Source organism: Hoeflea sp., assembly GCF_984452065.1.
In genome coordinates, this window is the sequence record NZ_CFHWAF010000010.1 from 21087 (window position 1) to 35627 (window position 14541).

Genomic DNA, 14541 nt, shown 5'->3' on the forward strand with positions numbered 1-14541 from the left:
TGCGTTGTAAAGGGACCGTTGAGCATGGATTATCCCCGGATTGCCGTATCGGCCATATTGAAGCGCGAAGACCGCTATCTGCTGGTGCTGCGCGCAAGCGGACAGGCGAGCGGCTATTACGCCTTTCCCGGCGGCAAGGTCGAGGCCGGAGAGGCGCTGTCGCAGGCGGCTTTGCGAGAGCTGCGGGAAGAAACCGGCATTGATGGCCGCAATCCGAGATTCTTCAGGCTCTATGACCTGATCTCCCACGATGCCGGTGGCTCACTGGAAAGCCATTATGTCCTGGCCGTCCATCTGGTTGACGCCGATGCCGCCCAGAAGGCGGTCGCGGCGGACGATGCCGTCGAGGCCGGCTGGTATACGGCAAGCGAGGTCCGTGCCATGCGGACTCCACCAAGCGTGCTCGAATGCATCGACTATCTGGAAAGCCACGGCCCGGCCGCGCATGCGCACGCCCTCACCATGGAGGCCTGAGAGCGGATCAAGCGATTGTGAGAACGGTTATGTGGCTGTCCGCCGGGCGCATCGTTAGATTGCGTCCACACACCGGAGGACGTCATGGTTGCCAGTTATTCCACCATCAGGCTCGCGGGCGGCCTCGTCGTTGCCCTGATTTTGACAACCGGCTTCGCCGCGGCAAATCCCGACAACTGGACGCGCGAAGGCTGGTCGACGGATTTTTCGAAACACACGATCGACTATAACGAAATCATGTCCGGCGGCCCGCCGAGGGACGGAATTCCGTCGATCGACGATCCCCGGTTCGTCACCGTCCCGCAGGTCGACAATCTGGAAGATGTCGAGCCGGTGATGGGCCTTGAGATCAATGGCGATGCCCGCGCCTATCCTCTCCGCATCCTGATGTGGCACGAGATTGTCAACGACACAGTGGGCGGAACGCCGGTGGCGGTGACCTATTGCCCCTTGTGCAACGCCGCCCTCGTCTTCGACCGGCGGATCGACGGTTCGGCCGACACGTTCGGCACGACCGGCAAATTGCGGAATTCGGACCTCGTCATGTATGACCGGCGCACCGAGAGCTGGTGGCAGCAGTTTACCGGAGAAGCCATTGCCGGGGAAAAGACGGGCACCAAACTGGCTCTCGTCCCCTCACGCCTTGAGTCCTGGAAAAACTTCAGGATGCGCCATCCGGACGGCAAGGTCCTAGTGCCGAACAATGACCGCATGCGCAATTACGGCGCCAATCCCTATCAGGGCTACGACACGCTGAACCGGCCGTTCCTGTTCACCGGCGAGTTGCCGAAGGACATCCATCCGATGGCCCGGGTGGTGGTGGTCCGCGACGGCGGCGAGCCGATCGCCGTTTCCATGCTGAAGGTCCGGGAAGAAGGCCCTCTCGAACGCCGCGGCGTCACGATCGCCTGGGAGAAAGGCCAGTCATCGGCCCTCGACAGCAGCGTGATCGCCAGGGGCCGGGATGTCGGCAACATCACCGTGCAGCGCGACGGCAAGGATGTTCCCTACGACGTCACCTTCGCCTTTGTCGCAAACGCGTTTCTGCCCGACACGACGATCGAAAAGGCGGCCGGCGAGTAGACGACGACGCGGTTCTTTTGCCCGCCGGCGATTTCGTGTTAGTGCAGCGACATGGATCGCCGGATGAAATCACCCGTTTTGCTTGCCGCCGGGCTCTGCCTGGCTTTCAGCGCCCCCGTTGCCGCGCAGACGGCGCAGCCGCCCTACGAGGAGCGGTTGATAAGGCTGTCCGAAATCGTCGGCTCGGTGCACTACCTGCGGACCCTATGCCTGAAGACGGATGAAGGCTGGCGCACGAAGATGCAGGCGCTCATTGACCTGGAGGCAACCGATCCGGAACGACGCGCCCGCTTCGTGGCCGCCTTCAACAAGGGCTACCGGTCCTTCGCCTCGGTCCACCGAAAATGCAACATCGTGGCAATAGAAGCGGAAGAACTCTACCGCAAACAGGGCCTTGAGCTTGCATCGGAGATCATAGCGCGCTACGGAAATTAACGGTCCATTAACCTGATATTTCACTGTACCGCTTTGGACATGAAATGCGTGTTACTTTGGGTTCGGGAAGTTGTGGAGATGTAATCTCCAGGTGGTGTTTATGACGGAATCCTATTTATCCGACATTGACGAAATGATCGTCTACGAAAAAATGCAGGCCGCCCTCGAGCATCAGAACGATGCGTGGGCGGAAGGCGTCGCCGACGGAATTGAACCCGAAATCATTGCCGATGCAGCCATTGTGACGGTTATGCGGGAAACGGTGAAACTGTTCGGTGAAGACGCGACGGAGGCGATGCTGGAAGACCTGAAGCAGCGCCTTTTGACAGGGGAATTTTCGCCGGAGCGGCTGATACAATAAATCAGGCGTCGCCGGCGAGGCACAGGGAGCCGGGTCAGGCATGCTGAATGCGCGGGGAGCAAAGCACCTTGCGGGATTGGCGCTCATGTCAGTCTCGCTGTGCTGTCACGCTCCGGTTTCCCACGCATCTGCGGTGATCGAGACGGATCGGTCATCCTACAAATCTGCCCCAGCGCGGCTGCTGGCGCTCAGTGAAATCGGCGAGGCAGATCCCGGCCAGACGGGCGAAACCGAGCTTGAACGCGCCGGACCCGGCCTTCCAATCGATCCTGAAACGAGCGCAGGCGACAGTTTCGAAACCAATGTCACCGTTGAAGAGATCCATCCCGACGCCGGTCAGAACGTCACCGTGTTTTACGATACGGACAAACTGCCTGCCCCCGTGCGCAGGATGCGGGAACTGATCATCGAAGCGGCTGTCAAAGGGGATATTGAGGGCCTGCGGCCGCTGCTCGGGACCGGCATCACGCGGACGCAGCTTTCCATTGTCGGCAATGAGGGCGATCCCATCGATTTCCTCAAGGAAAACTCCGGCGACGCCGAGGGCCAGGAGCTCCTGGCAATCCTGCTCGATATCTTCAGCGCCGGCTACGTTCATCTCGACGCCGGTGAGCCGACGGAACTTTATCTTTGGCCGTATTTTTACGCCATGCCGCTCGACAAGCTCGACAAAAGACAGAAGGTCGAGTTGTTCCGGATCATAACAGCCGGGGATTACGAGGATATGAGGGACTTCGGCGCCTATATCTTCTATCGCACCGGGATCGGCCCCGAGGGCGACTGGAAGTTCTTCGTCGCCGGCGACTGAGTGGAAAACCACCCTTGCCCGGCGGCGGTCTTCGGACTACCTACGATTTGCCAGACAACACAGATAACGGAAATCCCATGCGGTGTATCACACTTGCCGACAGGACACTGGTTCGCATCGCCGGCGAAGATGCGCAAAGCCTCCTGCAGGATGTCATCTCCTGCGGCGTGGAGGATTTGCCGCAGGGCGTTGTCCGACCGGGCGCGCTCCTGACCTCACAGGGCAAAATCCTCTTTGCCTTCCTCATGTCCCGCGACGGCGGCGACGGTTTCATCTTCGAACTGGCGTCGGCCGGCGTTCCGGCCTTCGTCCAGCGCATGACCATGTACCGGTTGCGGGCGAAGGCGGACATCGATGCGGTCTCCGACCGGCCCGTCCAGGCGATATGGGACAGCGCTCCTCAAGACGGCTGGCTGACCGACAGCCGTTTCAGGGGCGAGCGGACCGCATTCCGGGCCTATGGCGCGGCGCTCGGCGATACGGCATCGCAGGATGCGTACGATTTGTTGCGTATCGAAAACGGTGTCGCCGAGGACGGTTCCGATTATGCGCTGGGCGATGCATTTCCCCATGACGTCCTGATGGACCTCAATGACGGCATTTCGTTCAGCAAGGGCTGTTTTGTCGGACAGGAAGTGGTCTCACGCATGCAGCACCGCGGGACCGCGCGGCGGAGGATCGCGATCGTTGAGGCGCCGTCACCGCTGCCGCCGGGCGGTACGTCCCTGACGGTCAACGATCGCAGCGTCGGAACGCTCGGGACCGTCCATGCCAATCTCGGTCTCGCCATGGTCCGCACGGACAGGATCGCTTCGGCGATAGCGGACAATGCGCCGGTTCTTGTCGAAGGGATCGAGGTCTCCGTGCGTCTTCCCGCATGGACCGGACTTTCAATTCAGCCCGCCGAACCGGCGAAGAGCGGGAACTGAGGCACAGTGTCTGGCTCCTCCTCTCCGCGCGCCTGGCAACGGATGCTCTCGGGCCGCCGGCTGGATCTCATCGACCCCTCGCCGCTCGACATCGAGATCGCCGACATTGCCCACGGCCTGGCAAGGGTTGCGCGCTGGAATGGACAGACCACGGGCGAACATGCCTTCAGCGTGGCGCAGCACTCGCTGGTCGTCGAGCAGATTTTCCTGAGGCTGCGCCCGTCCGCGAGTGCCGAGGAGTGTTTGACCGCACTGCTGCACGATGCCCCGGAATATGTGATCGGCGACATGATCTCGCCGTTCAAGGCGGTCATGGGCGGCGACTACAAGACAATCGAAAGGCGTCTGGAGGAGGCCGTACACCTGCGGTTTTCGCTCGCCACGGAGACACCGAAAAACCTGAAGGCGCTGATCAAGCGCGCCGACCGCATCTCCGCCTTTTTTGAGGCGACCGGCCTCGCCGGATTTTCCGAGAGCGAGGCCGCCAGGCTTTTCGGGCGCCCGCGCGGTATCAGCCGCGATCTGATCGCGCTCGATCCGCTTCCTGCCGGCGAGGTGCAGGAGGCATTCGTGCGCCGCTTCGAAGCCATTGAGGCGGCCCGCTCAACCGTTGCGCAGAGTTCGTGAACGAAAGTCCCGGCAATGCCCAATCTCGTCGTCTGCCCATTGTCGAGACTGTCAGCAACGGCGGCGGCCTGCGGCGCCCGCGAAATGGTGACGCTGCTGTCGAACCAGAACACGTTGAACCGCCCGGACGGCATTTTGCCGGACCGTCATCTGTTCCTCGATATGAACGATATCAGCATCAGGGTCGAAGGCCTGCAGGAGCCTCAGGCCTATCATATTTCAAGGCTGATCGATTTTGCCGGCCGGTGGGACCGCTCGGCACCGCTCCTCATTCATTGCTGGATGGGGATTTCAAGATCGACGGCGGCGGCCTATATCATCGCGGCCGCGCTCAATCCGCACAATAATGAGGTGATATTGGCTCAGGAACTGCGACAACGCTCGCCATCGGCAACACCCAATGCCCGCATGATCATGCTCGCCGACCGGGTCCTGTCCCGTGAGGGCCGCATGGTCGGGGCCATCCGTGACATCGGGCGCGGCGCGGACGCCTTTGAGGGGAAGCCCTTCGTCTTCCCCCTGGAGGTCTGAAGGCCATGGCGACAGGTTCAACAGCGGTCGAGATCGGTCTCAATGCAGCCATTGTGACGGTCGATGGCCGCGATCCGCAGATATTGGTGGTCTCCCGGGATGTGTCCGGGGACGATGGAACCGCCCTGCCCGACGGCCTGCCGCTCGGTTCCTTCAACCCGTTGCGCCACCGGACATTCGAAACCGGACTGCGGGCGTCGGTGGAGGAGCAGACCGCCCTGCATCTCGGTTATGTCGAACAGCTCTATACATTCGGAGACCGCGGCCGCCACAAACAGCCCGAGGATGTCGACCTGCATATCGTGTCGGTCGGCTATCTCGCGCTGACACGCAATGACGGGGAGCAGACCGGTGTTCTGGAGCGCAACGGCGCCTTGTGGCGCGACTGGTACGGCTATCTGCCCTGGGAGGACTGGCGCAGCGGCAGGCCCGCATTGCTGGATGAGACAATCCTGCCGGCACTCGCCGCCTGGGCGGCAAATCCGGACAGCGAAAAAACGCGACGCCTGCCCAACCGGCACTCACGCCTGCGCCTGGCGTTCGGACAGGGCGACTTTCCCTGGGACGAAGAGCGGGTTCTGGAGCGGTACGAACTGCTTTACGAAGCCGGGCTTGTCGAGGAGGCGGTCAGCGACGGCCGCATCCGGTCCACGGGCCTTGAGACGCCGCTCGGGCGGCCGATGCGGCTTGACCACCGCCGCATTCTCGCAACGGCGATGGCCCGCCTGCGGGGCAAGTTGAAATACCGCCCGGTCATTTTCGAGCTGATGCCGCCGGAGTTTACGCTGACGGACCTGCAGTCGACCGTCGAAGCGATCTCGGGACGGCATCTGCACAAACAGAATTTTCGCCGCCTCGTGGAAGGCGCTCAGCTGGTGGAGTCGACCGGCGCAACGAGCACCGCCACCGGCGGACGGCCCGCCGCCCTTTACCGTTTCCGCCGCGAAATCCTGGAGGAACGCCCGGCGCCCGGCATCAAGTTCGGCAGTCGGTAGCCGGCTCAGCCGATTGCGATGTCGAGACCGAAGTCGAGCGCCGGAGCAGCCATCGTGATCTTCGATGTTGAAATGTAATCGACGCCCGTCTCGGCGACGGCGGCAATTGTCGTCAGATCGATGCCGCCGGATGCCTCAAGCACTGCCCTGCCGGCATTGAGATCCACAGCCTGCGCCAGCACGGCCGGCGCCATATTATCGAGAAGAACCGCATCCGGGCCGGCCTCCAGCGCCTCGGCAAGCTGATCGAGCGTATCGACCTCGACTTCGATCCTGACCATGTGTCCGTTGCGTGCCCTGGCGGCGCTTACGGCCTCACCGACGCTTCCCGAAACGGCGATATGATTGTCCTTGATCAGCACGGCGTCATCGAGGCCAAAACGATGATTGACGCCGCCGCCGCAACGCACCGCATATTTTTCAAGGACACGCAGGCCGGGCAAGGTCTTGCGGGTACAGCACACCCGCGCCCTGGTATGGGCAATGGCCGAAGCGTAGCGTGACGTCAGCGTCGCGACACCGGAAAGATGCATCAAAAAGTTGAGCGCGACGCGCTCGGCCGCCAGCACGGCGCGGGCGTTGCCCTTGATTTCGGCTATCGTCGCCCCCGCCGCAATCCGGTCCCCGTCGCCAGATTTCATCTCAATCGAGACATCCGGATCCATCATCACGAATGCGTGCGCGGCGAGCGGCAGACCGGCGAGGACGCCGGCCTCCCGTGCCGCGATGACGGTGGATGCATATGCTGCGGGATCGATGGTCGCCCGGCTCGTGATATCTCCGGCCCGGCCCAGATCCTCTTCAAGCGCATGACGAACACTGCGTTCGACGTGCACGTGCGGCAGGTCCGTTGCGTTCTTCATACGGCCACCTTTTCGCGCATCTCATCTACAACCGCATCGGCCTCGGCGAGCGTCAGATAGGTTCGATGCTGCCGCTCGGGCCGGGTGTCCGGCTTGTCGGAACGGAAATGTCCGCCCCGGCTTTCCTCGCGCCGCAGCGCGCCGGCGACGACAAATTTGGCGCTTGTCAGCATGTTGCCGAAACGGGCCTTGCCGTTTCTTTCTTCCAGTTCGGCAATCGTGCGCGCTGCCCGGGTCAGGCCATCAAGATTGCGCACCACACCGACGTCTTCGCTCATGGTGCACCGCAGCCGCCGCATCGCATCGCTGTCATTTTCGGTGACGACATCGTCCGATTCGTCCTCGGGGCTCGCCCAGCTGCCGAATTTGGAAGCCGGCAGCAGGCCCTGGATGTCCTCGGCAATGCGTCCGGCGAAGACGACGGCTTCCAAAAGCGAGTTGGAGGCAAGCCGGTTGGCGCCATGGGCTCCCGTCGAACTCACTTCGCCGGCCGCCCAAAGGCCGTCGAGGGATGTGCGCCCGTCCGCGTCCACCAGCACACCGCCCATGTGATAGTGGGCCGCCGGAATGACCGGGACCGGCTGGCTGGACGGATCGATGCCGGCCTTCATGCACGACTCGTAAACCGTCGGGAAATGATCTTCGAAGCGGGTGCCGATGGCCTCGGTGCAGTCCAGGAACGCGCCGCGTCCGGCCTTGATTTCCGAAAATATGCCGCGGGCGACGACATCGCGCGGCGCAAGCTCGGCGTCGGGGTGGAGGCCGGCCATGAAGCGATGTCCGGACCCGTTGACCAGTATAGCGCCCTCGCCGCGCAGCGCCTCTGTCGCGAGGGGTGCGGGAGTGCCGCCGACATCGATTGCCGTCGGATGAAACTGGACGAACTCCGGGTCGGCGATGACGGCGCCGGCCCGCGCGGCCATGCCGGTGCCGCCGCCGTTCGACTGTGTCGGGTTTGTCGTCACCGCATAAAGGTGGCCGATCCCGCCGGTGCACAGAACGACAGCGCGCGTCGGAAAGGCAAGCCTGCGGGTGGCGCGGCCGCTGTCGGGCCGGGCGACGACGCCGGTCACGTAACGGCCCTCGGTCGTCAGTTTCTCAACGACATATCCTTCCAGCAGGCGTATCGACGGCGTCTTGCGCACCGCTGCGATCAGCGCCTCCATAATGGACTTTCCGGCCATGTCGCCACGCACACCGACGACGCGTTTTTCGCGGTGGGCGGCTTCCCGCGTGACCGCAAGGCGCCCTTCAAGGTCGCGGTCGAACGGCACGCCGTAGCTGAGCAGATCGTCGATGCGGGCCGGGCCTTCGGCGATCATGGTGCGGGCAATCTTCTCATCGACAATCCCGTCCCCGGCCGCGATCGTGTCGTGAAGATGTTTTTCGATGGTGTCGCCCGGACTGACGGCCGCCGCAATGCCCGCCTGCGCCCAGGCGGACGACGCGCCGGTCCCGACCGGCGCGGCCGCCAGCACCGAGACCGGGCGCGGCGCCAGTTTCAGGGCGCAGAACAGACCCGCAAGACCGCCGCCGACGATGACGACGTCGTCGATACCGGTCCATGAGTGTGGGGAAAAGGCCGGGTGCCCGTTCATTTGCCGAGGTTCACCATGCGTTCGACCGCAAGGCGCGCACGATCCGCAATCGCCGGATCGATCGTGACTTCCTCTGTCATGTAAACGAGGCTGTCGAGGATCTTCGGCAAGGTAATGCGCTTCATGTGCGGGCACAGGTTGCATGGCTTGACGAATTCGACGCCGGGCGTTTCCGCCTCGATATTGGAGGCCATGGAACACTCGGTCACGAGCAGCACCTTTTCCGGCCTTTCGTCCTTGACATAGTTGATCATCCCTGATGTCGAACCGGAATAATCGCACACGTCGATCACATCGGGATGGCACTCGGGATGCCCGATGATCTGGATGGCCGGATCGGCCTGCTTGTATGCCAGCAGTTCCTCAGGCGTGAAGCGCTCGTGCACCTCGCAGTGCCCTTCCCATGTCAGGATCGTCTTGTTTGTCTGCTTGGCGATGTTCATCGCCAGATATTCATCCGGAATGCACAGCACCGTATCCTCTTTGAGGCTTTCGACGATGGCGAGGGCATTGGACGATGTGCAGCAGATGTCGGTCTCGGCCTTCACGTCGGCGGATGTGTTGACATAGGTGACGACGGGGACGCCCGGATTTGCCTCCTTGAGCCGCCTTACATCCTCTCCGGTGATCGATTCGGACAGCGAACAGCCGGCTTTCACATCCGGTATCAGGACCGTCTTGTCCGGATTGAGCAGTTTCGACGTCTCGGCCATGAAGTGGACGCCGCACTGGATGATGATGTCGGCATCGACATTGCCGGCTTCGCGGGCAAGCTGCAGGCTGTCGCCGACAATGTCGGACACGCAGTGAAAAATTTCCGGCGTCTGGTAATTATGGGCGAGGATGACCGCGCCGCGTTCTTTCTTCAGCCTGTTGATGGCATGGATGTAGGGCGCGAAGACCGGCCATTCGATCGCCGGAATATGATCCTTGACGCGTTCATAAAGATGCTCCGTCTCGCGCGCCACCGCGGGCGTGAACTCAAGATCGGGCATTGCGATCTCGCCAAAACGCTCACGTGCAGTGACCACCGGCTCCCCTGTCCACTCATGACCTTGCGTATGGAGAATGTTCATTGCGCCGCTCCCTTGCCGCCCGAACCCAAAACGTCCGGAACCTGAAATTTCCCTCTTATGCTCATAATGAGCATAAGAGGGGCGAAAAAAACACCGGCAAGGCCGGATGTCCTGTAAATAATGCCCTCGCCGGTCATTTGCAAGCCGAAACAGGCCATGCCTACAAATAATGGTGTTACATATAACCTGACCATTTGATCAATATTCTTGATGGGTTGCTCAAAAATCCTGCTTTGACAGCCCACCGACGGCACGCCTAGCTTTCGATGGTCTTCGAAGATGAAACGGCCCCGATCACAAAGCAATTCCGGAGCGCCACAAGCACAGTTGCCACATGATCCGGGCCGAATGAGGTAAACATGACAGGCAAACCCGCAAAGGCCGATTTTCCCTGGCTCATTATCGCCAGCGGCTGCGTGATCGCGGCCCTCACCTTCGGTCCGCGCTCGGCGATGGGGTTCTTTCAACTGCCCATGCTCGCCGATACCGGCTGGGACCGCACGACCTTCGGCCTTGCCATGGCTTTGCAGAACCTTTGCTGGGGACTGGGACAGCCGTTCTTCGGCGCCATTGCCGACCGCTTCGGCACGTGGCGGGTGCTGGCGCTCTCGGCGATCCTTTATTCGGCGGGCCTTTATATGATGGCCCATGCGGATGCGCCCATGCTGCTTCACCTTGGCGGCGGGGTTCTGATCGGTCTCGGCGTGGCGGCGGGCTCCTTCGGCATTATCCTTGCGGCTTTCGCCCGCAATGTCGGACCTGAAGACCGGTCCTTCGCCTTTGGGCTCGGGACCGCCGCCGGTTCGGCCGGCATGTTCCTGTTCGCGCTGATCACGCAGGGGCTCATCGACACTGTCGGCTGGTCCGATGCGCTGGTGTACCTTGCCATCGCCATGCTTGTCGTGCCGGTGCTCGCGGTCGCGCTGCGCGGCAATGCGCAATCCGGTTTGCAGTCCGCCAACGAAATCGATCAGACTGTCGGCGAGGCCCTGCGCGAGGCGTTCGGCTATCAGGGCTATCTTCTTCTAACGGCCGGATTTTTCGTCTGCGGCTTTCAGGTGGCATTCATCACCGCGCATTTCCCGGCCTATGTCGGCGATATCGGTGTGTCCGCCAACTATGCCGTGTTCGGCATCGCGCTCATCGGGTTCTTCAATATTATCGGGTCCCTGGCTGCCGGCATTATCGGCCAGCGCTATTCCAAGCCCATGTTCCTGGTGACGATCTATCTGAGCCGGGCCGTGGTGATATCCCTGTTTCTGCTGTTGCCGCAAAACGGCACATCGGTGATCGTTTTTTCGGTTGTGATGGGATTGCTTTGGCTGTCGACCGTACCGCCGACCAACGCGCTTGTGGCCGTCATGTTCGGCACGCGGCATCTCGGCATGCTCGGCGGCATCGTGTTCCTTTCACACCAGGTCGGATCGTTTCTCGGTGTCTGGCTTGGCGGCGTCCTTTACGACCGGTTCGGCAGTTTCGACCCGGTCTGGTGGCTGGGCGTCGTGCTTGCCCTTTTTGCGGCGATCGTCCACTGGCCGATCCGCGAGGAAACCGTTCCGCGTACGGTTCCCGCCCAATAATTTGCCCTATTTGGGGCCCTGCGAAAGCGCCTTGAGCGCGGCGTTGATGAAACCGGCGCGCGCATCGGGAATGTCGAGGCCGCGCGGCTCGTAGACATGACGACGCAGGAAGAAGCCGGTCAGTTCGAACGCCTGCGAGAGGCTTTCATGGTCGGCCGAGAGACGGCTGCCCTGCGCCAGGAAATCCGGCAGAGCCAGCATCTTGTCGGCCCAGGGCTCACCGGCCGCGCGGCTGACCGCCCTGCCCGACTTCGGCGACACATAGCGCAGGTCCTCACGTTGTCCCGTCGCAGCGCACCGCGCAAGGTCGAGGCCGAATCCCAGATCCTCAAGCATTGCAAGTTCAAAACGGACGAACAGCTCGCCGGCCGCGGCGGGTTCATGGAGATTTTCCAGAATGACGCCCAGCGCCTCGAAAAGATGCGGATGCGGATCGCGTTCGGGCAGAAGGCGCAGCAAGGCAGCCAAGGCCTGAACGCCATAAACGGCGATCGCCGATTCCATCAGCCGCGCAGCGCGCAATTGCGTCGGTTCGACCTGATAGGTCCCCAGATGCTGGTCGAGCCTGGCGCGCCAGGTGACGGACACGCTGTTGCCGGGCTGGAGCACCGGCTGCATGCGACGTGAGCGGCCGCCGCGGACAAGCCCGAGATGCCGGCCCCGGGCACGCGTCATGATTTCCGCGATGACATTGCTCTCGCCGTGACGCCTCACGCCGAGAACGATACCTTCATCCTGCCATTCCATGAGGAAAACCTGTCCCCGTCAGGAGGGAAATTCAAGCCCGATCTCGCGGTAACGCTCCGGGTCGTCGCCCCAGTTCTCGCGTACCTTGACAAACAGGAAGAGATGCACCGGCTGCTCCAGGATAGCCGCCAGTTCCTGGCGCGCGGCGCGGCTGATCTGCTTGATCGTCTCGCCCTGCCGGCCAAGCACGATTTTTTTCTGGCTGTCGCGCTGAACGAAGATCACCTGCTCGATGCGCACGCTGCCGTCCTTGCGCTCCTCCCATTTTTCCGTCTCCACATGGGACGCGTAGGGAAGCTCCTGGTGAAGCCGGTGATAGAGTTTTTCGCGAGTGACCTCCGCCGCAAGCTGGCGCATCGGCAGATCGGAGATCTGATCTTCCGGATAGTACCAGGGACCTTCGGGGAGCTTTTGTGCCAGATAGTCCAGGATATCGTCGCAACCGGCTCCCTTGAGCGCCGAGATCATGAAGGTCCGGTCGAATTCGACGACCGCGTTGGCCCTGGATGCCAGTTCCAGCAGCGCCTCCGGCTTCACGCGATCAATCTTGTTGATCAAAAGCACTTTGGCCCCGGAGACTTTCGGCAGACCCTCGAGAATATTCTGTGCGTCGCCGACGAGGCCACGCTCCGCATCGACGAGGAAACAGGTCACGTCCGCATCGTGGGCGCCGCTCCAGGCGGACGTCACCATTGCGCGGTCCAGGCGCCGTCGCGGTTTGAAGATGCCCGGCGTATCGACAAAAACGATCTGCGCATCGTCATGCATGACGATGCCGCGCACCAGCGAGCGGGTTGTCTGGACCTTGTGGCTGACAATGGTGACCTTGGCGCCGACGAGACGGTTGAGCAGCGTGGACTTGCCGGCATTGGGCGCGCCGATCAGCGCGACAAAGCCGGAGCGGGTTGTTGCGCCCTCATCCGATTGCGGGCCGTTTGTCATGACGGTTCCCATACGCCGCGTTCTTCAAGCAGCCGCGTCGCCGCGTGCTGCTCGGCGGCGCGGCGCGACCGTCCGCTTCCGGACGCCGCGCCCTCGCCGTCGACCTCCACGCGAACGGTGAACAGCGGATCGTGATCAGGCCCGGTGCGCTCGATCACCGAATAGGCCGGCGCTTCGCCGGTTTTGCTGTGCGACCATTCCTGAAGCTCGGTCTTGGCATCGCGGCGCGCCTGTTCCGACGCGCGGGCACGGTGTTCCCAGTTCTTCAGAATGAAGGCGCGCGCCGCTTCCAGCCCGGCATCCAGGAAGATCGCCGCGATCAGCGATTCCATGACATCCGCGCGCACATTCTGCATGCGCTTGCCCCTGAGCGTCTTGATGTCGCTGCCGGTCCTGATGAAGCGGTGGAGTTCGAGTTCGTCCGCCACCGCGGCGCAGGTCTCGGCGCTGACAAGCTGGTTGAGGCGAACCGACAGATCGCCTTCCTTGGCGGTCGGAAAGAGCGAGAACAGCAATTCGGCAATGACGAGGCCGAGGACCCGGTCGCCGAGGAACTCGAGCCGTTCGTAGTTGCCCTGCCCGCTGCGGTGCAGGCTTGAGTGGGTCAGCGCGCGCTCGAGCCGCGCCGTGTCCTTGAACGCATGACCTATGATGTGTGTCAGACGCTCGCGATCCACATCCGACAATGCGCGTTTCGGCTTCATTCAGTCAACTCGAACAGACGCCGGAAGCGCAACTCCGTCGGCCATTTCCAGATTTCCAGCGGCGAGGCATCGTCGCCGATGGAGAAGAAGATCATTTCCGCACGGCCGACGAAATTCTCCAGGGGCACATAGCCGACTGCAAGGCGGCTGTCGGCGGAGTTGTCGCGGTTGTCGCCCATCGTGAAGTAGTGTCCCTTCGGGACCAGGAATTCACGGGTGTTGTCGGTCGCCGAGTTCGGATTGATGTCGAGCGTCTCGTAGGTGACGCCGTTGGGCAACGTCTCCCGGTACACAGGCGCATTCGTGACGGCGTCGCCGTAGCTTCCGTCGGCGCTGAAAACGCCGATCCGTTCGCGCTTGACAGCGCTGCCGTTGATGTAAAGCACGCCGTTGATCATCTGGATGCGCTCGCCCGGAAGCCCGACGACGCGTTTGATGTAATCGACCTTGGGATCGCTCGGCAGCCGGAAGACGGCGATATCGCCGCGCTTCGGCTCGCCTTCCCATATGCGGCCGGAAAACAGGTTGGGAGAAAAGGGAAACGAGTAGCGCGAATATCCATAGGCATATTTGGACACGAACAGATAGTCGCCAACCAGCAGCGTCGGCATCATCGATCCGGACGGAATCGAGAAGGGCTGAAACAGGAAACTGCGGATCACAAGCGCCAGAAGAAGTGCCTGGACGATCACCTTCAGGGTTTCGCCAAAGGCTGATTCTTTCTTTTCTACCTTTTCAGACACGCTGATGACCTTCCTCGATTGGGCAATTTAGAGCGAGTTGTGGTT

Annotated in this window: 18 protein-coding genes; 10 read left to right on the forward strand and 8 right to left on the reverse strand. The window is 62.1% G+C overall.

The window, feature by feature from the left end:
- The first annotated feature begins 24 nt into the window (after positions 1-24).
- The 9 genes from AC5E6N_RS03620 (at position 25) to AC5E6N_RS03660 (ending at position 6243) form a co-directional block, all read left to right on the forward strand.
- Positions 25-474: an NUDIX hydrolase gene (locus AC5E6N_RS03620; RefSeq protein WP_491746539.1), complete on the forward strand. Its 450-nt coding sequence runs from the start codon at positions 25-27 to the stop codon at positions 472-474.
- Positions 475-558: 84 nt separating this feature from the next.
- Complete coding sequence (locus AC5E6N_RS03625; protein ID WP_491746540.1) at positions 559-1557, forward strand: DUF3179 domain-containing protein; 999 nt, start codon at positions 559-561, stop codon at positions 1555-1557.
- 63 nt (positions 1558-1620) lie between these two features.
- Positions 1621-1992, forward strand: a complete 372-nt coding sequence (locus AC5E6N_RS03630; protein ID WP_491746541.1) for a TIGR02301 family protein — start codon at positions 1621-1623, stop codon at positions 1990-1992.
- Positions 1993-2092: 100 nt separating this feature from the next.
- Complete coding sequence (locus tag AC5E6N_RS03635) at positions 2093-2353, forward strand: hypothetical protein (protein WP_491689810.1); 261 nt, start codon at positions 2093-2095, stop codon at positions 2351-2353.
- 85 nt (positions 2354-2438) lie between these two features.
- Positions 2439-3161: a hypothetical protein gene (locus AC5E6N_RS03640; RefSeq protein ID WP_491746542.1), complete on the forward strand. Its 723-nt coding sequence runs from the start codon at positions 2439-2441 to the stop codon at positions 3159-3161.
- A gap of 77 nt (positions 3162-3238) precedes the next feature.
- Entirely contained in the window at positions 3239-4090 is an 852-nt protein-coding gene (gene ygfZ / locus AC5E6N_RS03645) for a CAF17-like 4Fe-4S cluster assembly/insertion protein YgfZ (protein WP_491746543.1), read from the forward strand.
- A gap of 42 nt (positions 4091-4132) precedes the next feature.
- Positions 4133-4717 (forward strand): YfbR-like 5'-deoxynucleotidase, encoded by a 585-nt coding sequence (locus tag AC5E6N_RS03650; protein ID WP_491746544.1) that lies wholly within the window; start codon positions 4133-4135, stop codon positions 4715-4717.
- Positions 4718-4732: 15 nt separating this feature from the next.
- Positions 4733-5248 carry a tyrosine phosphatase family protein gene (locus AC5E6N_RS03655; RefSeq protein WP_491746545.1) on the forward strand — a complete coding sequence of 172 codons (516 nt, stop codon included), beginning with the start codon at positions 4733-4735 and terminating at the stop codon, positions 5246-5248.
- Positions 5249-5253: 5 nt separating this feature from the next.
- Positions 5254-6243: an NUDIX hydrolase gene (locus AC5E6N_RS03660; RefSeq protein ID WP_491746546.1), complete on the forward strand. Its 990-nt coding sequence runs from the start codon at positions 5254-5256 to the stop codon at positions 6241-6243.
- A 5-nt stretch (positions 6244-6248) separates the two neighbouring features.
- On the opposite strand, the gene nadC is transcribed toward AC5E6N_RS03660, so the two are convergent.
- The 4 genes from nadC to AC5E6N_RS03680 are packed head-to-tail and all read right to left on the reverse strand — an operon-like array spanning position 6249 to position 10034.
- Positions 6249-7106, reverse strand: a complete 858-nt coding sequence (gene nadC / locus AC5E6N_RS03665) for a carboxylating nicotinate-nucleotide diphosphorylase (protein ID WP_491746547.1) — start codon at positions 7104-7106, stop codon at positions 6249-6251.
- Positions 7103-8704 carry an L-aspartate oxidase gene (locus tag AC5E6N_RS03670; RefSeq protein WP_491746548.1) on the reverse strand — a complete coding sequence of 534 codons (1602 nt, stop codon included), beginning with the start codon at positions 8702-8704 and terminating at the stop codon, positions 7103-7105. Before AC5E6N_RS03670 ends, nadC begins: the two co-directional genes overlap by 4 nt.
- Entirely contained in the window at positions 8701-9780 is a 1080-nt protein-coding gene (gene nadA / locus AC5E6N_RS03675; RefSeq protein WP_491746549.1) for a quinolinate synthase NadA, read from the reverse strand. The genes AC5E6N_RS03670 and nadA overlap by 4 nt, the downstream gene beginning before the upstream one ends.
- Positions 9777-10034: a hypothetical protein gene (locus AC5E6N_RS03680; RefSeq protein WP_491746550.1), complete on the reverse strand. Its 258-nt coding sequence runs from the start codon at positions 10032-10034 to the stop codon at positions 9777-9779. The genes nadA and AC5E6N_RS03680 overlap by 4 nt, the downstream gene beginning before the upstream one ends.
- A 105-nt stretch (positions 10035-10139) precedes the next feature.
- Here AC5E6N_RS03680 and AC5E6N_RS03685 point away from each other — a divergent pair, with 105 nt between their 5' ends.
- On the forward strand, positions 10140-11360 hold the full coding sequence (locus AC5E6N_RS03685) for an MFS transporter (protein ID WP_491746551.1): 1221 nt from the start codon (positions 10140-10142) through the stop codon (positions 11358-11360).
- Positions 11361-11366: 6 nt separating this feature from the next.
- Here AC5E6N_RS03685 and recO read toward each other — a convergent pair whose 3' ends face one another.
- From recO to lepB, 4 genes are read right to left on the reverse strand one after another with little or no spacing between them, the layout of a single operon-like run.
- Complete coding sequence (gene recO, locus AC5E6N_RS03690) at positions 11367-12107, reverse strand: DNA repair protein RecO (protein WP_491746552.1); 741 nt, start codon at positions 12105-12107, stop codon at positions 11367-11369.
- An 18-nt stretch (positions 12108-12125) separates the two neighbouring features.
- Positions 12126-13061 (reverse strand): GTPase Era, encoded by a 936-nt coding sequence (gene era, locus AC5E6N_RS03695; protein ID WP_491746553.1) that lies wholly within the window; start codon positions 13059-13061, stop codon positions 12126-12128.
- The gene (gene rnc / locus AC5E6N_RS03700; protein ID WP_491746554.1) at positions 13046-13753 is read right to left on the reverse strand and encodes a ribonuclease III; all 708 of its coding nucleotides are present in this window, start codon (positions 13751-13753) and stop codon (positions 13046-13048) included. Before rnc ends, era begins: the two co-directional genes overlap by 16 nt.
- Entirely contained in the window at positions 13750-14502 is a 753-nt protein-coding gene (gene lepB, locus AC5E6N_RS03705; RefSeq protein ID WP_491746576.1) for a signal peptidase I, read from the reverse strand. Before lepB ends, rnc begins: the two co-directional genes overlap by 4 nt.
- Positions 14503-14541 lie beyond the last annotated feature (39 nt).

Bases quoted from the DNA above. Each gene is read 5' to 3' on its own strand.
- AC5E6N_RS03620 (WP_491746539.1), top strand. From the start codon at position 25: ATGGATTATCCCCGGATTGCCGTATCGGCCATATTGAAGCGCGAAGAC.
- AC5E6N_RS03625 (WP_491746540.1), top strand. From the start codon at position 559: ATGGTTGCCAGTTATTCCACCATCAGGCTCGCGGGCGGCCTCGTCGTT.
- AC5E6N_RS03630 (WP_491746541.1), top strand. From the start codon at position 1,621: ATGAAATCACCCGTTTTGCTTGCCGCCGGGCTCTGCCTGGCTTTCAGC.
- AC5E6N_RS03635 (WP_491689810.1), top strand. From the start codon at position 2,093: ATGACGGAATCCTATTTATCCGACATTGACGAAATGATCGTCTACGAA.
- AC5E6N_RS03640 (WP_491746542.1), top strand. From the start codon at position 2,439: ATGTCAGTCTCGCTGTGCTGTCACGCTCCGGTTTCCCACGCATCTGCG.
- ygfZ (WP_491746543.1), top strand. From the start codon at position 3,239: ATGCGGTGTATCACACTTGCCGACAGGACACTGGTTCGCATCGCCGGC.
- AC5E6N_RS03650 (WP_491746544.1), top strand. From the start codon at position 4,133: ATGCTCTCGGGCCGCCGGCTGGATCTCATCGACCCCTCGCCGCTCGAC.
- AC5E6N_RS03655 (WP_491746545.1), top strand. From the start codon at position 4,733: ATGCCCAATCTCGTCGTCTGCCCATTGTCGAGACTGTCAGCAACGGCG.
- AC5E6N_RS03660 (WP_491746546.1), top strand. From the start codon at position 5,254: ATGGCGACAGGTTCAACAGCGGTCGAGATCGGTCTCAATGCAGCCATT.
- nadC (WP_491746547.1), bottom strand. From the start codon at position 7,106: ATGAAGAACGCAACGGACCTGCCGCACGTGCACGTCGAACGCAGTGTT.
- AC5E6N_RS03670 (WP_491746548.1), bottom strand. From the start codon at position 8,704: ATGAACGGGCACCCGGCCTTTTCCCCACACTCATGGACCGGTATCGAC.
- nadA (WP_491746549.1), bottom strand. From the start codon at position 9,780: ATGAACATTCTCCATACGCAAGGTCATGAGTGGACAGGGGAGCCGGTG.
- AC5E6N_RS03685 (WP_491746551.1), top strand. From the start codon at position 10,140: ATGACAGGCAAACCCGCAAAGGCCGATTTTCCCTGGCTCATTATCGCC.
- recO (WP_491746552.1), bottom strand. From the start codon at position 12,107: ATGGAATGGCAGGATGAAGGTATCGTTCTCGGCGTGAGGCGTCACGGC.
- era (WP_491746553.1), bottom strand. From the start codon at position 13,061: ATGGGAACCGTCATGACAAACGGCCCGCAATCGGATGAGGGCGCAACA.
- rnc (WP_491746554.1), bottom strand. From the start codon at position 13,753: ATGAAGCCGAAACGCGCATTGTCGGATGTGGATCGCGAGCGTCTGACA.